The organism is Lysinibacillus sp. NPDC095746 (genome assembly GCF_044763535.1).
In the GTDB taxonomy this organism is placed as follows: Bacteria; Bacillota; Bacilli; order Bacillales_A; family Planococcaceae; genus Lysinibacillus.
In genome coordinates this window covers 100,975-119,105 of sequence record NZ_JBIWGL010000018.1, presented here as the reverse complement: position 1 = coordinate 119,105, position 18,131 = coordinate 100,975, and the positions used below count along the sequence as shown (strand labels likewise).

The following is an 18,131-nucleotide window of genomic DNA, read 5'->3' as shown; positions in this document are numbered from 1 at the left end:
GTCGCTACCATTATACCGAATTTGGGGAGGTGCCCGTTTTTTATTGTTTTAGAACCCTTGATACTAAAGAGGTTAGAATTATGAAATTAACTCATTTATATAAAACAAAAAATAATATATTAGATTTATAAATTATTTATCAGTACCCTTTAACTAATAACGCTAAAGGAGACGCTTATGAAAAAACCTTTTATTTTGATTGTGATGTTTGCCATTGTAATGAGTGTTTTTTATACAAAGCTTTCACTGACACTCGTCGGTATTGGAATTATTGCTGCTTTTATCGGTACACTTGCTGGGGGTGCTGGGCTAATTACGATCCCTGCTATGATGCTTGTTGGTATACCTATTCAAATAGGCATTGCTACGAATAAATTTTCATCGGGCGTTGCAGCGTTGTCGAGCATCTTTTATCTTCTTTATCATAAAGAGCTTCGTCTAGTCTCTATTATGAAATATGTTGCTGTAGCTATTGCTGGAGGCGTTTGTGGAGCACTCCTAACCGTATCCATCTCAGAAAAAACAATGAATATTATTGCATGTATACTCCTTATCTTCGCCTTATTTATAACGCTGAAAAATAAAAAGTGGACTGTTATCTCAGAAGAAAATGACACTAAACACAGCAATAAATTATGGCAGCCATTTTTAATAGCGGTTTATGATGGCGGCTTTGGACCTGGCTCTTCAACCTTCAGCATACTGCACTTTTTACGCAACCATTACTCCTATATAAAGGCTGTACAGCTCACACGCGTACTTATTTTCGGGAGCTGCACAGGGGCATTTATCATTTTTTACCAAACAGGCTTTATTCAATGGCATTATGCAATGGCGATGGCAATAGGCTCCATTATCGGCTCTCAGCTCGGACTTTTCATTCTACCGAAAATTCCGATAAAAATAGCTAAAATCCTCTTAATAATCATCATTTCATTACTACTTATTCAAGTAACAATAAAAATAATTTAACTGCTTAAATGTTCATGAATTAACTTCCATTCATTGTTTAAGACCGTAAAAATATTCGTTGCTCTTCCGCTACCCGATACAAATTTCCCGTTATGATACCCTTCATAACGGTATGTATAAATACAGGTAGCCGATTGTTCATCAACCGTAAGCCACTGAACATTGGCGGCCGAATAAACTTCTTCCTTTATCAAATCCCATGCATTATTGAAATAAGCTCCTATTTCTTCTAATGTTATGCACGTTTTATCCGAAAACCAATACACCGCTTGCGGATGTAAAATTGCCTTTACGTTATTAAAATCATGGGAATTTGTCGCTGCAATATAGTTGTCTAAAGCTTGTTGATATGGCATAGTAATTCCTCCTTTCTTAACTAATATTAATCGAAATTCTACTACTTAGAAAAAAAAAGAATGAAATAGAAGAAGACATGACAAGACTATTTCAAACAGTTTATGATGAAATAAAATAAACGAGGAGGGTATCCATGCTCGCTACTATTCAACAACAACAACATAACTATGTCGTAAAATTTAAGCGACCACTGTCACATTCAGTTGATGCTGTTTGGGCAGTATTAACGGAGAATGAAAAGCTTCAAAAATGGATGAATAATTTAGAAATCATTGATCTTCGAAAGAACGGCACAATTCATTTTAATATGAATGATGGAACAAACGCTTATAAGGAAATAGCAATTACTGACTATACCGAGAAGAATGTACTCGAGTTTGATTGGGGCAAAGATACAGTAAGGTTTGAGCTCTCCCCAACTAGCAGCGGGTCCATATTAATATTACTTGAATCGATTAGCGAGCTAACTGAGCATACACCTAAAGATTTAGCCGGCTGGCATATATGCTTAGATATGCTCTCAGATTTATTAAACGGAACTGTACATGACGAATTTCCACTGGAAGAATGGCACAATAGGTTTGCAGCGTATACGCAGCTTGTGGATGACGTAGAGAAAATGTAAACAGAATTACGAATAAATCTCCTAAGCAGAGAAACACATGCTTTAGGAGGTTTATTATTGTTGAAAAATAAAATGGTCAATGCAGACATGTTAGGTGATTTACGTTTTAAGCTACTCGCCTTCTGAATAGCATGCTAGAAGATACATGCTAATTCAGGAACATTTCCTTGGCCATTTTTTCAACACTATGAACCAATAAAAATTCCCTATTATATACATTGCTACTTAATACGCCTAATTACCATCTCGAACATTCATACGAGCGAATATTTCTTCTTGCAATAGTTTGGAAGCGCCAACCACTTCTGTTACTCCAACGGAACCCTGCAATAAACTCTCTTCCTACAGCTGTTAGGAAGAACCAAAAGCCTGCTCCATTAAACATCCATATATACGTATTTCTAAATAAGCAAGCTTGAATACCACTTGTACCTATTCCAAAAGGTGGCAGTGATGGCACAAAGCTAGGCGGTGGACCAAGAGGCATTTGACCTGCTGGTGGCGGGCCAAAACTAGGTGGTCCAAATGATGGCGGCGGGCCGAAACCAGGCGGGCCAAACGGCGGTGATGGACCAAAACTAGGCGGGCCAAACGATGGTGGTGGTCTAAAACCAGGAAGTCCAAATGATGGTTCGAAACCGGGTTCTGGCAGTGGCACAATTTCTTCATATGGATTGTACATGATAAACCCCTCCCTTTTCATAATTCAATATATGTAAAAGGGCTAATAACCGTTGAGCAAATTGCCCATTAGCTTTGTATTCAATCGTTCTAAACCGTATTCGTAGGTATGTTTTCCAAAAAAGTCGTACCTTCATTTTTAATTCTATTATTGCGCAGCTAGAATCTTACTAACTTTGGCAGTAATACCCTATTATAAACCTCTCCGTCAAATAACTAATCAGCGGGGATTTTTTGTCATGTCATTATCTAGGCAAATAAGAATCCATCACTCGCCAATCCTCAAGCTTTTCTTCAAAGGATTTAATATTTTTACCTGGTATTGGACTAGTCGAAGGCATTTTTTGATATGCTCGACCATCTAAAACTTCAAGGCCAATATGCTTTTTAAAAACTTCGAATGATTTTGCGCCATTAAAGAGCACTAACTCTACATTAGGATAGTGCTCGAAAAGGGTTTTAAAATCATTCGGTTTTTCATTACGAATGGCCGCATCTAAGCTCCCTTTACGCTCACAGGATTCTATTGTATCCCAGAGACCAATATGATAATCCTTTAGCCATTTTAATCTTTGTCCATACTCCTGAGGTACATCCATCCCTACTATTTCCCCAATAATCGGCCAAAAGTGATTACGTGGGTTTCCATAATATTGTTGCTTCTCTAATGATTGCTTTCCTGGCATTGAGCCAACAATTAACACCTTCGTTGATAAATCAATAACTGGCGGTAATACATTTTTAAGTTCATTCGACATTACTTTCACTCCAATCAACTTATTTACACAGCATACGTTTTAACAAATGTCATCCACATCTTTTGCTGATGAGCCCAAATCATCTTGTTTTCCCACTATCACAATAGATCAAGCTTGAGGGTCCTCCTCTATTTATTGGCTATTTATGATAGACTAATCATCAGACAAATGCGCTATTTTTGAGATATTTTTATTTTTCCGTAAAGGTAGCAGTTACGAGTATCAAACTACATAGAGGTGAAATATGAGAAATTGGTTCCGATCTCTTACAGTTAGAATGATTTTTTTAATAAGTATCCTAATCCTTTTAATATGTGGAATGTTCATGTATCTTTTGCAAGAACATATCCGGGATACGACAGAAAAACAGATGGGAGCGGAAGCATTAAATATTGCTAAAACTCTCGCATCTATGGAAGAAATAATTGCAGCATTTAATAAAGAAAATCCAAGTGAAATCATCCAACCAATCGTCGAGCCTTTAAGAAAAGAAACTGGCGCAGCATATATTGTCGTTGGTAATTCTGAAGGAATTCGTTATTCACATCCTATAAAAGATAAAATTGGAGAAAAAATGGTTGGTGGAGACAATGATGCAGCATTGCTAGATAGACAAGCTTTTATTTCTAAAACTATAGGGTCATTAGGCGAATCTATTCGAGGTAAAGCCCCCATCATATTAGACAATAAAATTATTGGTGTTGTATCAGTCGGTTTTTTAACAGAAAATATCGATACAATCATCGAAAGCTATATTCACAAATGGAGCAAATACACCGTATTTATTCTTATAATAGGCATATTAGGTGCAATAGCTATTTCCATTTATATAAAAAAATTATTGTTTAATATGGAGCCTATTCAAATTGCTAAATTATATCAACAAAACAAGGTCATTTTAGAAACAACAGCCGAGGGTATAATAGCTGTCGATCACTTTAATCAAATTACGACCATTAATAAAAGTGCTTATGAAATGCTAGATTCAGCTCACAATAAATCTCTATCAGATTGGATGGGTACAAAAATCGAGCATATTTTTACGCCTAAAATTGTTGCAGAGAAAAGCATTTATAATTTAGAGTTACCACTTGATGAGCATATTATCATTTTAAATAAAACACCTTTAGTTGAAAAGAAAAGGAAAATTGGTTCACTATACACCTTTAGAAAAAAAGTAGATATTCAAAAAATTATTGATGAATTAAAACAGATGAAGCAGTATGCAAATGTTCAACGGGCATATACTCATGAATTTGCTAATAAGCTTCATATCATTTTAGGTTTACTTGTTCATAAGCATTACAACGAAGCGATTGAATTTATTAAAGAAGAACGAAATATACAACTTAAAAATCAAGCTTTTTTAAATAGTAATGTAACAACCCCTCTTCTACTTGCATTAATTCAGGGAAAAATATCAGAAGCCGCAGAGCTAGGCATCAAACTCGAACTAAACGAGATTTCTTCATCTATCGAATTATCTAAGCAGCAAGAAAACGCTATTCTAACAGCTCTTGGTAATGTACTTCAAAACGCTATTGAAACTTTAAAAAGCTGGGAATCCTCAGATAAAGTGATTCAACTATCAATTAACAATTATAAAAATCATTACTTATTTGAGATTCAAGACAATGGACCAGGTATTGATAACAATATGTACGATAAAATTTTTACAAAAGGGGTATCTACTAAAGAAGGGTTAGATCGCGGGCATGGGCTAGCTATAAGCAAGAAAGCCCTTCAGGAGATAAATGGGGAAATTTTATTGGATTCAGGTGATTTATCAGGAGCATGTTTTTTAATAATAGTTCCTAAAGGAGACATTGAGAATGACAATATCAAAAAGTGTATGGATTATTGAAGATGATTTTAGAGTAGCAAAAATTCATGCAGATTATGTTCATAATATAAAAGGATTTATCGTTACTGAAAATTTACGTACAGGAAAAGAAACGATTGAAAAGCTAAAGACGACCTCTAGTTTACCAGAAATTATATTAACAGATTTGTATATTCCTGATGTTGAAGGTAGCTCATTAGTAAGCCATATTCGCCACCTCTATCCATCTATAAAAATTATCGTAATCTCAGCAGCAACTGAAATAAATTTAATAAAGGATATATTGGACTTAGGAATTTCAGATTACTTAATAAAACCCTTTGAAGAGCAACGACTTCAAAGAGCATTTCAGAAATATTTACAAGAACATCATTTATTTCAAAATAGTAAAAATGTCACTCAAAAGGATCTTGATTCATTATTTTATAGGGAATCCACCAATAAAATAATAGATGAAGAAACGTTTGTAAAAGGCATTGATTTGCACACATTACATATTGTTAAAAGCATTTTCGAAGATCTCAAAACCCAGGAGCTTACAGCCTCACAATTAAGCGAACTCATCGGTTCAAGTCGTTCAACAGCCCGCCGTTATTTAGAATACTTAGTTGGCGAACAGTTTTTACAGACAAAATTGATTTACGGCACCGTCGGAAGACCTGAACGGAAATATGTATATCATGGAACTTATGAACAAAACTAATATTATATTCTTTATTTAACATATGACTATATTGTTTTCCTCCCTTTGGCACTATGATATTTTTTAAATAATCTGAATGATTGATCACAAAGGGAGGGAATATTTTTGAGTTTAAGTATAATCGGATTTTTAACCATTATTATTATTGTTGCTCTACTTATTAGTGGTCGTGTATCACCACTTGTAGCAATGGTAATACCACCTATCGTAGCAGCATTTATAGCTGGCTTTAATTTTGATGAATTAGGAGAATTCTTTAGTTCTGGATTAAGCTCTGTAATGAATGTAGCTGTTATGTTTATCTTTGCTATTATTTTCTTTGGTATTATGCAGGATGTAGGATTATTCGAACCGTTGATCAATAAAATGATTGCGCTTTCAAAAGGAAATATTATTGTCGTTGCAGTAATAACAGTGATCATTGCTGTAGTAGCGCAGCTAGATGGTTCTGGTGCTTCAACATTTTTAATTACAATCCCAGCATTATTGCCTTTATATTTACGTTTACGCATGAATCCATATCTATTGCTGTTACTAGTTGGGGGAGCTGCAGCAGTTATTAATATGATTCCTTGGGGTGGTCCATTAGGTCGTGTGGCTTCAGTTTTAGAGACGGATGTAACTGAACTTTGGTATCCTTTAATCACTATTCAAATCATTGGTGTCGTGTTAATGATAGCTTTAGCAGTGTTCCTTGGTTTTAGAGAAAAGCGCCGTATTTTAAAACAATATGGTACCCTTGACTTCGCAAATGATGATCATGTCATTACACAAGGTGTTGTTTCATCAGAAGTAGACACAAGCTTACAACGACCAAAACTATTGTGGATTAATGCAATTGTTACTGTTCTTGTTATCGGAATTTTAGTTGCAGGTATTTTACCAGCAGGATTAGCCTTTTTAATTGGGGTGGCCATCGCCTTACCAATCAACTATCGTTCTCCTAAAGAACAGATGGAACGTGTACGAGCACATGCACCGAATGCCTTAACGATGGCGTCTATCATCATTGCTGCTGGATTATTTTTAGGTATCCTTAATGGTACTGGGATGTTAACTGCAATTGCCAACAACGCTGTAAACATTCTACCATCAGCCCTATCATCTTATTTACATATCATTATCGGGGTATTAGGGGTACCATTTGATTTAATACTAAGTACAGATGCATATTACTTCGCGTTATTCCCTGTAGTTGAACAGATTGGCTTATCTTTCGATATTGATTCTCTTTCAACTGCCTATGCAATGATTATTGGTAATATTGTAGGTACATTTGTATCGCCACTTGCCCCTGCTGTTTGGTTAGCTTTAGGCTTATCAGGGTTAGAAATGGGGAAACACTTAAAATTCTCTTTCTTCTGGATGTGGGGATTGAGCATTACTTTACTATTCATTGCTGTAGCAATAGGAATTATTGCTATCTAAATTAACTAGAGTACCAGTTGTCGAGTATTGATCGGCAACTGGTTATTTTTCTATCCTCATAGCGTGGGGTTGATTTCCGTTCCGGCTGGGCGCTTTGTAGCTGTCGCTTCGCTTTCGCGCAGAGCAGAGCTTCCTGGGGGGCGTCCGATGAGCCGCTTCGCTTCGCTGCAGGGTCTCGGGCCAACACGATGTTGGTCACGAAGGCGTTATCACAGGACGTGATGGTTTTAGCCCTCGTTCCTCTATCGCTGATCCCCGAGGAGTCGCCCAGTCTCCACTCCACCTTTTACTTAGGTATTGATTATAGAGGAAAATCAGATCCGGCCAGTATTTCCTTTGAGCTTTTTACATGCAGGTTATGGGATGAATGATTTTTTATATACGTCCTTACAATTTCATAACCAATGCAATACCCTATCCATTGAGGAAGCTTTCCTCCATATAAAAATTCAGCATGATTGTTTAACCCTTTTATATTGATTTGAGGTAAAAAATGTTCCTTCCAAATTTCTAGCATTTTATCAAATGAGTAGGACCTCAACCATGGCGCTAACCATCTATCACCGTAAATCTCCTCCACTGCACATTCTGCTAATCCCTCTAAAATTAAAGAATCTAACAGAGTCACTTCATCTAGAGATTTATCTAAATATTGCAGACGACAAACATGATTATACTCATGTGCAAATAATGCTTTAAGCTCCTGCTTTTCAAGCTCTCCAATATATAAAAACAAAGCATTTGGATAGGCTACACCGTTTTTATTAGTAATAGTTTGCTCCTGCGTGATCGGAAAGATATAGATTGGTATAGTTGGACCGCTCCATTTCTCCTTTAAATAGATAAATTCCTTCTGTACTACTTCCCAAACGTTTTGTTTTTTTAACTTGTTAATGTCTATTTTTTCATGTGAATTAAAAAGCCCTTGCTGCTGTAGTTCAAATTGTATTTCATCTGGAGACCCACCAATAAAAATCTCTACTAAACGATCGCAAAGAATAGAACGTTGTAAGTCCTCAGGATTTTTACTGTCATTAAGCCTTTGACTAGCTATTAATTCATTGAGCCACTCATCTGTTGGTATTATTGACATACATTCCCTCCTTACTATAGCTTATGTCGGAAGTAGACAATCGGCTAGTGATATTGATTGCAACCGCATATATTAGCTTGTAAGGAAGTCGAAAGGAGGGATAGTTTGTGAATCCAGCTGATACTTATAATCTTTGCTGTAGATATCATGGTAAACGTGTAAGAATTACAGAAACTTGTGGCAGAGTACATTATGGAGAAATAACTAGGGTGGATAGAAGACAGGTGTGGATTCTACCTGATAGAAGATTTGGCGGTTATGGTTTAGGTTACTGGGGTTGGGGAGGAGCCGGAGCAGGATTTGGCTTTGGAATCGCACTTGGAGCAGTTGCCGGAATTGCACTAGCACCACTATTATTCTGGTAATATCGAAATGACTAATTATACTATCCGCTGCGCGATGACAGACTTACTGTCATGGGGGAAAAAAACAAGCCATTTCATGCTGCTGAATGGCTTGTTTTTCCTTATTGCACTTTCTCTTGTTGCTGTTTACTTTTAATCAACTCGGATATTGTGACAAATGTATAACCTTGTTTTTTTAGTTCTGGTAAGATTTCTTCCAGTGCCTTAATGGTCTGCGTACGATCGCCGCCTCCATCATGGAACAAAATAACATCTCCAGGCTTCGACCCCTTCATCACTTTTTGGACAATTTTCTTAACCCCCGGCTGTTTCCAATCTTGAGTATCCTGATGCCAAGACCACATAACTACTTTGTATCCATCCTTAACAGCAGAATTGATCATTTGATCATTATAGTAACCACCTACAGGACGAAACAAAACTGGTGCAAATCCAGTAATACCATAAATTATTTCCTTTGTCTTACGTAGTTGTGCCTGTAATTCAGCTACGGAAGCTTTAAACGGATGTGAATACGTATGATTGGCCAGCTCATGCCCTTCAGAATAAGATCGTAAAACAAGGTCTGGATATTTTTCTGCATTCTTTCCAATAATAAAAAACGTCGCCTTTGCATCATACTTTGCCAATAAATCTAAAATAGCTGCCGTATATTTAGGATGAGGCCCATCGTCAAAAGTTAGAGCAATTATTTTGTCTTTTGTGTTAATATCCCAGACAACTTCCCCTGTCTCCTCATAATAAGGTCGACCTTTATCCGCATAAGTTGTCAGCTCTGTAAAAAATACCGATATGATTAAAAAACAAAGGGATAAAACCAATACATATTTACGTGTCATAAGCATCACCTCCCAAGTTCAAATTCACATAACTCCGTCAACTTAATATTTACGAATTACATTGAATTATACTTGTGAAGGTTTGGCTGTTTTCTCCTCTTAACTATTTCAAATTAAATTCCCTATTATATTTTGAACGAAATGTGAAAACACTCACAAAGTACTTTCTTTTTTCACTAATTGATGTAAAATAAAAGACACAACTGATATATAACAACAAAAAAAAAAATCAATTGTTTACCATCTGTTATAGCACAAAAAAACAACAAAGGGGATCTTTCATTATGTGGATTATTACAGTTTTTGAACAAAATACTTACCGTATGTTCGAGTATAAAACTAAAAACGAGGCAACGGTTGCATTAAAAAATTTCAAACAAACAGCTATGCTTTCTTATACTAAATAATTTTAAAGAATCAACTCTTATGAAACGGGTTGATTCTTTTCTTTCATTTTATTGGAAAAACTATGTGTCAATTAAGGTGTCACTTTTCAGCAAAATGAGGGAATGATTTCCGTTCCGATCAGGGCGCTTTCGCACAAAAAACATCCGCTGCACTCCAGTCTGTGACGTGATCCCCAAGGAGTCGCCCAGTCTCCACTCCAATCAACCAACTCACTAAGAATGTATCTTCCGGCATAACTCATTCGCCGTTCGTTTTATTTTAGATAACAAATAATTTTAGTGAAAATGTCGAACACCTTTTTATCTATCGCCATATGTATATAGAGAAAAGGAGTGATTTCGGATGGTGATAATTGAGCCTATTATGATTAAAGGCAATTTTTTCACTGCAGTAGTTGTTCAATTACCAAAAACAACACTGCTGACAATTTCAAATGATACGGGCTACATTATGTGTGGGGCTTTAGATGTTGGTCTATTAAATGATCGCTTAGCAGACCGGAAGATTATTGCTGGTCGAGCAGTTGGTGTGAAAACAATTGATGAGCTATTGACGGCTCCATTAGAATCCGTGACATATGAAGCGCAACAACTTGGTATTACTGAAGGAATGTCTGGCGTAGAGGCGTTATTAAAAATGGTATAACAATTTTTTTACAAAGCGTCAGTGCAATACGACTGGGCGCTTTTTTCTTCTGTCTTCTATAATGGTGTATAAGCTATATACTGTATCCCTATACTTTAGACAAAAGGAGTGTTCGTTTTGTCTAAAGATAATCATCGGAAAATACATGTAATTTTGTTGTTAATAGTACTTATTATTTTCGTGTGGTCTGTCATAAAACCAGCATCCTATTTGGATTGGGTCGCAGAAGTAAGTCCTGCTGTCGTTGCAATTATTATTGTAGTCGCTATTTATAACAAGTTTCGCTTTACAACGTTTTCTTATTTTATCATTGCCCTTTTGTCTATTCTAACATTTATAGGTGGACATTATACTTATTCAGAAGTTCCACTTTTTAACTGGATTAAAGAAGAGTTTCACTTAAAACGAAACGACTACGATCGATTTGGGCATTTCCTAAAAGGTTTGATGGCCATTGTCATAAGAGAAATATTAATACGAAAAACACCACTAGTAAAAGGCGCCTGGTTAACAGGCATAACCATAAGCATTATGCTTGCTATTGCTGCTCTCTACGAAATTATTGAATGGCTCAGTACGAGAATTTCAAAAGGGAGTAAAGGAGCCAAAGATTTTTTAGGTATGCAGGGAGATCGCTGGGATGCACAATGGGACATGCTTTCGGCCTTCCTTGGAACAATTTTGACTTTACTGCTATTTACAAAATTACATGATAGATTATTAAAAAAACTCAAAAAGTAAAAAACATGAGCCTTTTGAGACGATACATTTACCAATCCTATCTCAGATCGGAATTATTGAGGAACATGAAAGTTCGCCTGTCCTAAATAGAATCTTCTGAACATGAAATTCAATATTAAATGAGCCTTCTGCCTGGATAACATGAAGGCTTTAACTATAGTTAAAATTTAAATGTATTTTTTTCTAGACGTACTGTTTCATCAAAAGTTTTAAAAATGATATCAAAATGTTCACTATACGAATGCATAAACAATTCATATTGGATTCGACGTTCTTCATGGGAGTGCTTTAAATAATTAATATCAGTTCCCCTTTCAATTACATCACGACTCGACCTTCTTTTTAATTCCGTCTCACCATCTGTATAGAAGTAAATTTTTAAATCAAATAATTTCGGATTAATAAATGCTACACTCATTCCCTCAACAATGGTTATGTTAGTTTTTGAAGAAATTAACGCACTTTTCATATAATGCGTATCAATTGTCAATAAATCCAGACCTTCTCTAACCATCTGAATATCCCTTTCCAAAGAAGGTAAATGATGTGCCGCTGGATGGCAAGCGGTCATTTTAAAATGATGCTGTTCGTTTCGAAAATTATAGTTGATAATTGAATGCTTGCGTATATCCGAACTAACAATATACGGGTCTGTATTCATATAATTCACTTCACTTTGGTTTAAACAGTTGATAAGTTTATTAGCAAATGTTGTTTTTCCAGCTGCACCATGCCCTGAAATACCAATAACAATTGATCTATCTTCCTTTTTGATCCAAGCTACGATATCTTGCAATAACCTATCCATCTTTCTTCCTCGCTTCCTTTTATCACAAAATATATTTACAACTCAAGATTTAGCTCATCTCCATAATGTGGGGCGTCCAGTTGGAACGGCAATCAACTTAGCACACGAATACGTTTTAACTAATGACATCCAACTTTTATTAAATAGGAAGGATATTCACATAAATTTTCGTCATTCCCATATACGTTCTAAAGTCATTTCATGATCCTTAATACTTAGCCTAAAAACATCTGGATTTCTTAATTGAGTCCAAAACTGAAAGTCTACATCATTATGATAATTTTTTAATAGTAAGGTAATGATATTTCCATGGCTAACGATAATGATATGTTCGGACTCACTTTTGAAAATTTCCTCAACAGCGTTAACGATACGCTCCATCGCTTCATTACTTGACTCTCCACCCTCAAACTTTAACTCCATATCGGTAAAAGTTGCTCGAAGTTTCTCATACCAATCGAGCAAATCACTCGAGCTTAATATACGTTCTGAAAGGCGTTCGTCAATTTCAACAGTTATATTTCCCCTCTTACTCAGTGGTTCTATAGTTTGCATTGCTCGTAAAAAGGGACTAGTAATAATTCGATCAATTTTCTTGTCAGCGAAAAACTCGGCTAAAACTTCAGCCTGAAGAAAGCCCTGTTCTGTTAAAGAAGCATCCGGTGACTGTCCCTCGGCTTCGCAATGTCTAATGACATAAATATGTTTAACCATATAAACCTCCTGAAGAAAATATGGAGAACCTACATCATTTAGTAATCACAATATCTGCATTTTCTTAAAGATTAGTACCTTTAGATGCTGCGTGATACCTGTTCAAAAACATTTCCTCTGCTTTTTCATAGCTTCCGAATGCAATCGTCTCCCGCTTTGCTCCCCTTTTTCTAGCTAGCTCATAATCTGTCTGTACAAAAACTTTATATGCAAACCTAGATAATATCTGCTACTTTTGAATAAGTTCTCGTCTTAACATTACCTCACAGATTATAAGTTTTTATTTTACAGTAATTATACCTCCATTGCTAATTAGCTCCAATTTGTTTGACGCATCACCAATCTTACCTTTCTTTAATTGATCCATATGTTCTTCTTTCTGGTAACCTTCTAAATTCACGCTTATGTCAGATGAATCACTTTTCGCTATAAGCTCTAATGATTTCGGTGCCTCTTTGTATGAGATCGTAATATCTCCAGAAGCTGTTTCTACAAATAGTGCTTTTCCTTCGCTAATTTCTTTCATTAAGACTTCACCGCTAGTCGAAGTAATTTTCGTTTTCGGACTGTTAACTCTAGTAATGTAGCTATCACCATTTGTAGCAGCTATCGTTAATTCATTTAAAGAACTGTCTACGATACTCAATTCACCATCTTTTGATGTAATTGTACCTTTATCTGCCGATAACCCTTTAATGATTTTAGTGCCAGAGTCCGTTGAAATTGAAAGTTCTTCTGTTTTAATGTTGTTAATTTTGATATCACCATAACTATTTTTTAATGCAATCTTACTCACCGCTTTTTTAGGGATCGAAATGTGAATAGTATCTTTCTTTCCAAAGTTAAAGTTTTTCATAACCCCTTCTTCATTGTCTTGTTGAATTACTTTTACTTTATTTCCATCTTTCTTAATTTCAACAGGATTGCTGTGCTGCTTTTGTTGTTGCTTACTATCAAATTCAATTGTTAGTTGATCAGATTCTGTATTTTCTAATGCTATATCCCAGGACTCTATGTTTAGTTCTAGTTCTTTAATTTGCTCAACATCAAAGGACTGTTCTTCAGTGATGCTCTTTTCTCCATTTATTTTAAGCGTGAAGAATATTCCTCCTACCACAATAACGAATATCAATGCTATGATTGCTTTTTTCACATTACATCCTCATTTCTCATTTTTAGGTTAAATCTACTTTGTCGACTTTATAATAGGACAGATAGCCGATAATAAGCCCTAATAGACACATTGTTGTTGGGACAATGATAAATTGAGATAAACTTGTAGATGTATCCCCATTTGAAACCGTTGCATTAATCAAAAATCCAATTAAAACAGCGGATGTAATTGTCGCAGCTGTTGATTTTTTTCGCATACCAAAGTACAAAGGAATTAGGCTTACCCCAGCCATCATAAAAGCAATGATCAAGGTAGAAGGTATAGTAGCTACCATCTCCTGTATCTCAACGGGAGATTCAAAGAAGTTCATCATTGGATTAAAAAAATAAACAGCGATATTCATCATAAATGTCGCAATAATAATGCTAAAGTAACAGAATCCAAAAACTAAAGACAGCTTAGCAAAAATAATCTTTTTCCTTTTTAATGGATACGTAAATAATAATTGAACCGTCTTATTTTTGTATTCGTCAATGACTAAACGGGATAAAATCACACTCGAAAAAATGATAAAAACAATGCGAATTAATATATTTGTCAAAGACATAAAATCTGTATAATCTTGAAACATCTTTTCATCTGCAGAACCAACTGCCATAAGTGCAACTGCAGTAAAAATCCCTATAGTACATATGATTAAACCTTTAAAATAGCCAGTCATACAATTCTTTTTCCACTCAAGCTTTAGCAATTTATGCATATTGATTCCCTCCATTAATAAGATTTAAGAAATACTCTTCTAAATGCTGTTGTTGTTTTTCAATGCTATTGACAACAATGTCATTTAAAATAAGTTCCTTATTAATTCGTGATTGAGAAATGTTATGTTCAAAAATCCGTATACAATGTCGATCCACAATTTCATATTTTCGAATACCTAACTTGTTCTCCAATACATGAATCGCTTTTTTCACATCGTCTATTTTAATCTCCAGATACTCCATGTTCTCTTTTCGAATATCGTCCATTTTTACTTCCTTTAATAATTTCCCATGATGAAGGATGCCAATTGTATCTGCTATTGATTCAATTTCTGATACGATATGACTTGATATTAATATTGTGATTCCAAGCTTCTCCTTTAGATATAGCAAGAGCTCTCGAATATCTTTAATACCGATTGGATCAAGACCATTTATCGGCTCATCCAAAATAAGAATTTCCGGTTTAGCAACAATGGCACGTGCGATTCCTAATCTTTGCTTCATCCCTAGAGAAAATTCATGTATTTTTTTATGTTCAACACCACGAAGGCCTACTATCTCTAATGCCTCTTCGGTAGCCCCTTTTTCATAAACTCCAATATACTCACAGTGAAGCTCTAAATTCTCCTTCGCTGTTAACCTGTCGTAAAATTCCGGGTACTCGATAATACTGCCTATTTTGCTCAAGTATTGATAGGAAGTAGTAGAAATGGCTTGATTCAATATTTTAATATCACCTGAAGTTGGTTTTACTAAGTTTAAAATCATCTTCATAATCGTTGTTTTTCCAGCCCCATTCGGACCTAAAAACCCATAAATCTCCCCCTTCTTAACATTCATATTGACATTCGAGACGGTCTCGACTCCTTTAAAGCTTTTACTTAATTGATGTAGTTGAATAACAGTTTCCATGTTATGTACTCCTTACCATTTTGAATTCGTTACATTAAGCTTAATAAACAAAAGTAAAATCAAAGTAAACTCGATGGAAAATGACAGTAATTTTTTCAAGAGAGTAAGGATATAAAAAGCTGAAGCTGTTATGATGAAATTGAAATGAGGGGATAAAAATGGAAACTGCTAAAAAAATCTTAATCGTAGATGATGAGATTGGTATATTAAAATTATTAGAAATTACGTTACGGAAAGAAAACTTTATCAATATTGATACTGCTTCAACGGGCAAAAGTACACTACAGCTTGTCAAAGATAATCATTACGATATTATTTTGCTCGATATCATGCTACCAGATATAAGTGGTTTTGAACTTTGCACAGAAATACGCAAGCAGACAAATACACCCATTATATTTGTTAGTGCTCGCTCTACTGATTTTGATAAATTAACGGGATTGGGTATCGGCGGAGATGATTATATTACAAAGCCTTTTAATCCTTTAGAGGTCGTTGCCCGAATAAAGGTCATCCTTCGACGTCAAAAAATGTATGAACGTTCTCAACAACAGCAAACTACAAAATTTGATTTCGGTTATTTTACTCTTAATCCTGAATCTGCTACATTAATCGTTAATAATCAGCCTGTCGAATGTACAGCTAAAGAGCTAGAGTTGCTACACTTCTTTTGTAAAAATCCGAATCGTATTTTCACAACTTCACAGCTTTATGAATTCGTGTGGGGAAATGATGTATATGGTGAGGAGAAAACCGTCACGATTCATATTTCAAAGCTAAGGAAAAAGCTTGGGGATGATACACGTAAGCCTAGAATAATTGTGAATTTAAGGGGCATTGGTTATAAATTCATTCCACCGAAAGAGGATTCACTATGCGAATAAACACTCGATTTACGTTACACCTTGCACTGGGGATTATTCTGTGGATGCTATTGAGTGGAATTTGTATTGTGATCGAACTCGAAGGTATTCTCCCACTCTTTAAAAAATCTGTTAGTGAAGCTTATCAGAGTCTATTAGTCGCATGGATTTTCGGATTCAGCACTATTGTTTGTATCGCTGTATTTGGTTGGTATTTCGGGGGTCCTCTTGGTTTTATAATGGCTTGGATCCATCAGCTATCACAAGAAAACTATACACAACCTGTTGGACTATCTAAAATCTATACACGCAAAGGAAAGCTCCGTATGCGTTATATGTTATATCAAGAGGTACTTCAACACCTACAATCCTTATCAGGAAAATTAAAAGCTGCTGAAACCGAACGTGAAAAGGTTGAACAAGCAAAACAAGAATGGATTGCCGGTATATCCCATGATTTAAAAACGCCATTAACATATATTACAGGCTACTCTACCCTATTATTAAACGATCAATACGATTGGTCCAAGGAGGAAGCTCGTTCCTTTATTCAAGAGATTGCAGATAAAGGCAAGCATATGGAGGAACTTATTCAAGATTTAAGTCTCGTCATTCAGTTTAATAATACAGACGGTCAGTTACCCTTACATAAAACCAATCAGGATATTGTGGACTTTACAAAAAGAATTGTTGCTAATATAAGCAACAATCCACAGGCCAATGACTATATATTGCACTTTAAAACTGATACATCTGTTATAAACATTGATTTTGATACGAAATTCATGCAACGCATATTACAAAACATTCTTATGAATGCCATTATCCACAATCCACCTAACACAAATATTTATACACAGATTTTTAATAGGACAAAGCATGTTGAAATTCACATTGTGGATAATGGCGTAGGTATGTCTCAACATATGATGGAAAATATATTCCAGCAATATTATCGTGGAACTACTACAGAATCTTCTTCTGAAGGTACTGGACTGGGCATGGCGATCGTTTATAAACTCGTTCAAGCTCATAACGGCACTATCTCAGTACAGAGCGAACCTTCTAATGGGACAACGTTTATTATTACATTACCTAAATAATAATATGGGAATTACATTTCCGGACTCCGCTTGAGCAGTTTTGAGGTGCACCTGATCACTTTTGAGTCATACCTGATCACTTTTGAGTCGGACCTGATCACTTTCGGAGCCGACCCGATCACTTTCGGGGCAAACCCGATCACTTTTGAGTCATACCCGATCACTTTCGGAGCCGACCCGATCACTTTCGGGGCGTACCCGATCACTTTTGAGACGGACCTAATCACTTTTGGGGCGTACCCGATCACTTTCGGCCGACCTGATCACTTTTGAGTCATACCCGATCACTTTCGGGGCGTACCCGATCACTCTCGGCGCGGACCTGATCACTTTTGAGTCATACCCGATCACTTTCGGGGCGAACCCGATCACTCTCGGCGCGGACCTGATCACTT

The 18,131-nt window shown here is 35.8% G+C and carries 21 protein-coding genes; 11 read left to right on the top strand and 10 right to left on the bottom strand.

The window, feature by feature from the left end:
* The first annotated feature begins 219 nt into the window (after positions 1-219).
* Positions 220-972 carry a sulfite exporter TauE/SafE family protein gene (locus ACIQ7N_RS14825; RefSeq protein WP_402933353.1) on the top strand — a complete coding sequence of 251 codons (753 nt, stop codon included), beginning with the start codon at positions 220-222 and terminating at the stop codon, positions 970-972.
* Here the strand turns inward: ACIQ7N_RS14825 and ACIQ7N_RS14820 are convergent.
* Entirely contained in the window at positions 969-1,328 is a 360-nt protein-coding gene (locus ACIQ7N_RS14820; RefSeq protein ID WP_402933348.1) for a YybH family protein, read from the bottom strand. The genes ACIQ7N_RS14825 and ACIQ7N_RS14820 overlap by 4 nt on opposite strands.
* Positions 1,329-1,462: 134 nt before the next feature.
* On the opposite strand from ACIQ7N_RS14820, the gene ACIQ7N_RS14815 reads away from it, so the two are divergent.
* Positions 1,463-1,954, top strand: a complete 492-nt coding sequence (locus ACIQ7N_RS14815; protein WP_402933345.1) for an SRPBCC family protein — start codon at positions 1,463-1,465, stop codon at positions 1,952-1,954.
* Between the two features lie 238 nt (positions 1,955-2,192).
* Here the strand turns inward: ACIQ7N_RS14815 and ACIQ7N_RS14810 are convergent, their stop codons facing one another.
* Together ACIQ7N_RS14810 and ACIQ7N_RS14805 are read right to left on the bottom strand one after the other, a co-directional pair.
* The gene (locus tag ACIQ7N_RS14810) at positions 2,193-2,636 is read right to left on the bottom strand and encodes a hypothetical protein (protein ID WP_248717386.1); all 444 of its coding nucleotides are present in this window, start codon (positions 2,634-2,636) and stop codon (positions 2,193-2,195) included.
* A 244-nt stretch (positions 2,637-2,880) separates the two neighbouring features.
* Positions 2,881-3,393, bottom strand: coding sequence for a DNA-deoxyinosine glycosylase (locus ACIQ7N_RS14805; RefSeq protein WP_402933341.1), 513 nt, complete (start codon positions 3,391-3,393; stop codon positions 2,881-2,883).
* A 277-nt stretch (positions 3,394-3,670) separates the two neighbouring features.
* Between ACIQ7N_RS14805 and ACIQ7N_RS14800 the strand changes: the two genes are divergently transcribed.
* The 3 genes from ACIQ7N_RS14800 (at position 3,671) to ACIQ7N_RS14790 (ending at position 7,367) form a co-directional block, all read left to right on the top strand.
* Positions 3,671-5,257, top strand: coding sequence for an ATP-binding protein (locus tag ACIQ7N_RS14800; RefSeq protein ID WP_402933338.1), 1,587 nt, complete (start codon positions 3,671-3,673; stop codon positions 5,255-5,257).
* Entirely contained in the window at positions 5,226-5,939 is a 714-nt protein-coding gene (locus ACIQ7N_RS14795) for a response regulator (RefSeq protein ID WP_402933336.1), read from the top strand. Before ACIQ7N_RS14800 ends, ACIQ7N_RS14795 begins: the two co-directional genes overlap by 32 nt.
* A gap of 105 nt (positions 5,940-6,044) precedes the next feature.
* The gene (locus ACIQ7N_RS14790) at positions 6,045-7,367 is read left to right on the top strand and encodes a CitMHS family transporter (protein ID WP_402933333.1); all 1,323 of its coding nucleotides are present in this window, start codon (positions 6,045-6,047) and stop codon (positions 7,365-7,367) included.
* A gap of 301 nt (positions 7,368-7,668) precedes the next feature.
* Here the strand turns inward: ACIQ7N_RS14790 and ACIQ7N_RS14785 are convergent, their stop codons facing one another.
* Positions 7,669-8,460 carry a DUF2268 domain-containing putative Zn-dependent protease gene (locus ACIQ7N_RS14785; RefSeq protein WP_402933330.1) on the bottom strand — a complete coding sequence of 264 codons (792 nt, stop codon included), beginning with the start codon at positions 8,458-8,460 and terminating at the stop codon, positions 7,669-7,671.
* Positions 8,461-8,567: 107 nt separating this feature from the next.
* Between ACIQ7N_RS14785 and ACIQ7N_RS14780 the strand changes: the two genes are divergently transcribed.
* Positions 8,568-8,825: a hypothetical protein gene (locus ACIQ7N_RS14780; protein WP_402933327.1), complete on the top strand. Its 258-nt coding sequence runs from the start codon at positions 8,568-8,570 to the stop codon at positions 8,823-8,825.
* A gap of 101 nt (positions 8,826-8,926) precedes the next feature.
* Here ACIQ7N_RS14780 and ACIQ7N_RS14775 read toward each other — a convergent pair whose 3' ends face one another.
* Positions 8,927-9,664 (bottom strand): polysaccharide deacetylase family protein, encoded by a 738-nt coding sequence (locus ACIQ7N_RS14775; protein ID WP_402933325.1) that lies wholly within the window; start codon positions 9,662-9,664, stop codon positions 8,927-8,929.
* Between the two features lie 284 nt (positions 9,665-9,948).
* Between ACIQ7N_RS14775 and ACIQ7N_RS14770 the strand changes: the two genes are divergently transcribed.
* The 3 genes from ACIQ7N_RS14770 (at position 9,949) to ACIQ7N_RS14760 (ending at position 11,458) form a co-directional block, all read left to right on the top strand.
* A complete protein-coding gene (locus ACIQ7N_RS14770) occupies positions 9,949-10,071 on the top strand; it encodes a hypothetical protein (RefSeq protein WP_256469487.1) in 123 nt (40 codons plus the stop codon).
* 343 nt (positions 10,072-10,414) lie between these two features.
* Positions 10,415-10,717: a YunC family protein gene (locus ACIQ7N_RS14765; protein WP_402933322.1), complete on the top strand. Its 303-nt coding sequence runs from the start codon at positions 10,415-10,417 to the stop codon at positions 10,715-10,717.
* 117 nt (positions 10,718-10,834) lie between these two features.
* Positions 10,835-11,458: a DUF2238 domain-containing protein gene (locus ACIQ7N_RS14760; protein WP_402933319.1), complete on the top strand. Its 624-nt coding sequence runs from the start codon at positions 10,835-10,837 to the stop codon at positions 11,456-11,458.
* Between the two features lie 160 nt (positions 11,459-11,618).
* Here the strand turns inward: ACIQ7N_RS14760 and ACIQ7N_RS14755 are convergent, their stop codons facing one another.
* The 5 genes from ACIQ7N_RS14755 to ACIQ7N_RS14735 form a co-directional block, all read right to left on the bottom strand.
* Positions 11,619-12,266: a uridine kinase family protein gene (locus ACIQ7N_RS14755; RefSeq protein ID WP_402933316.1), complete on the bottom strand. Its 648-nt coding sequence runs from the start codon at positions 12,264-12,266 to the stop codon at positions 11,619-11,621.
* 171 nt (positions 12,267-12,437) lie between these two features.
* A complete protein-coding gene (locus ACIQ7N_RS14750; protein ID WP_402933313.1) occupies positions 12,438-12,980 on the bottom strand; it encodes a histidine phosphatase family protein in 543 nt (180 codons plus the stop codon).
* Between the two features lie 280 nt (positions 12,981-13,260).
* Positions 13,261-14,133: a DUF4097 family beta strand repeat-containing protein gene (locus tag ACIQ7N_RS14745; RefSeq protein ID WP_402933311.1), complete on the bottom strand. Its 873-nt coding sequence runs from the start codon at positions 14,131-14,133 to the stop codon at positions 13,261-13,263.
* Positions 14,134-14,155: 22 nt separating this feature from the next.
* A complete protein-coding gene (locus ACIQ7N_RS14740; RefSeq protein WP_402933308.1) occupies positions 14,156-14,854 on the bottom strand; it encodes an ABC transporter permease in 699 nt (232 codons plus the stop codon).
* Positions 14,847-15,770 carry an ATP-binding cassette domain-containing protein gene (locus tag ACIQ7N_RS14735; RefSeq protein ID WP_402933305.1) on the bottom strand — a complete coding sequence of 308 codons (924 nt, stop codon included), beginning with the start codon at positions 15,768-15,770 and terminating at the stop codon, positions 14,847-14,849. Before ACIQ7N_RS14735 ends, ACIQ7N_RS14740 begins: the two co-directional genes overlap by 8 nt.
* A gap of 158 nt (positions 15,771-15,928) precedes the next feature.
* Between ACIQ7N_RS14735 and ACIQ7N_RS14730 the strand changes: the two genes are divergently transcribed.
* The gene (locus ACIQ7N_RS14730; RefSeq protein WP_402933302.1) at positions 15,929-16,654 is read left to right on the top strand and encodes a response regulator transcription factor; all 726 of its coding nucleotides are present in this window, start codon (positions 15,929-15,931) and stop codon (positions 16,652-16,654) included.
* The gene (locus tag ACIQ7N_RS14725; RefSeq protein ID WP_402933299.1) at positions 16,645-17,736 is read left to right on the top strand and encodes a sensor histidine kinase; all 1,092 of its coding nucleotides are present in this window, start codon (positions 16,645-16,647) and stop codon (positions 17,734-17,736) included. Before ACIQ7N_RS14730 ends, ACIQ7N_RS14725 begins: the two co-directional genes overlap by 10 nt.
* Positions 17,737-18,131: the final 395 nt, after the last annotated feature.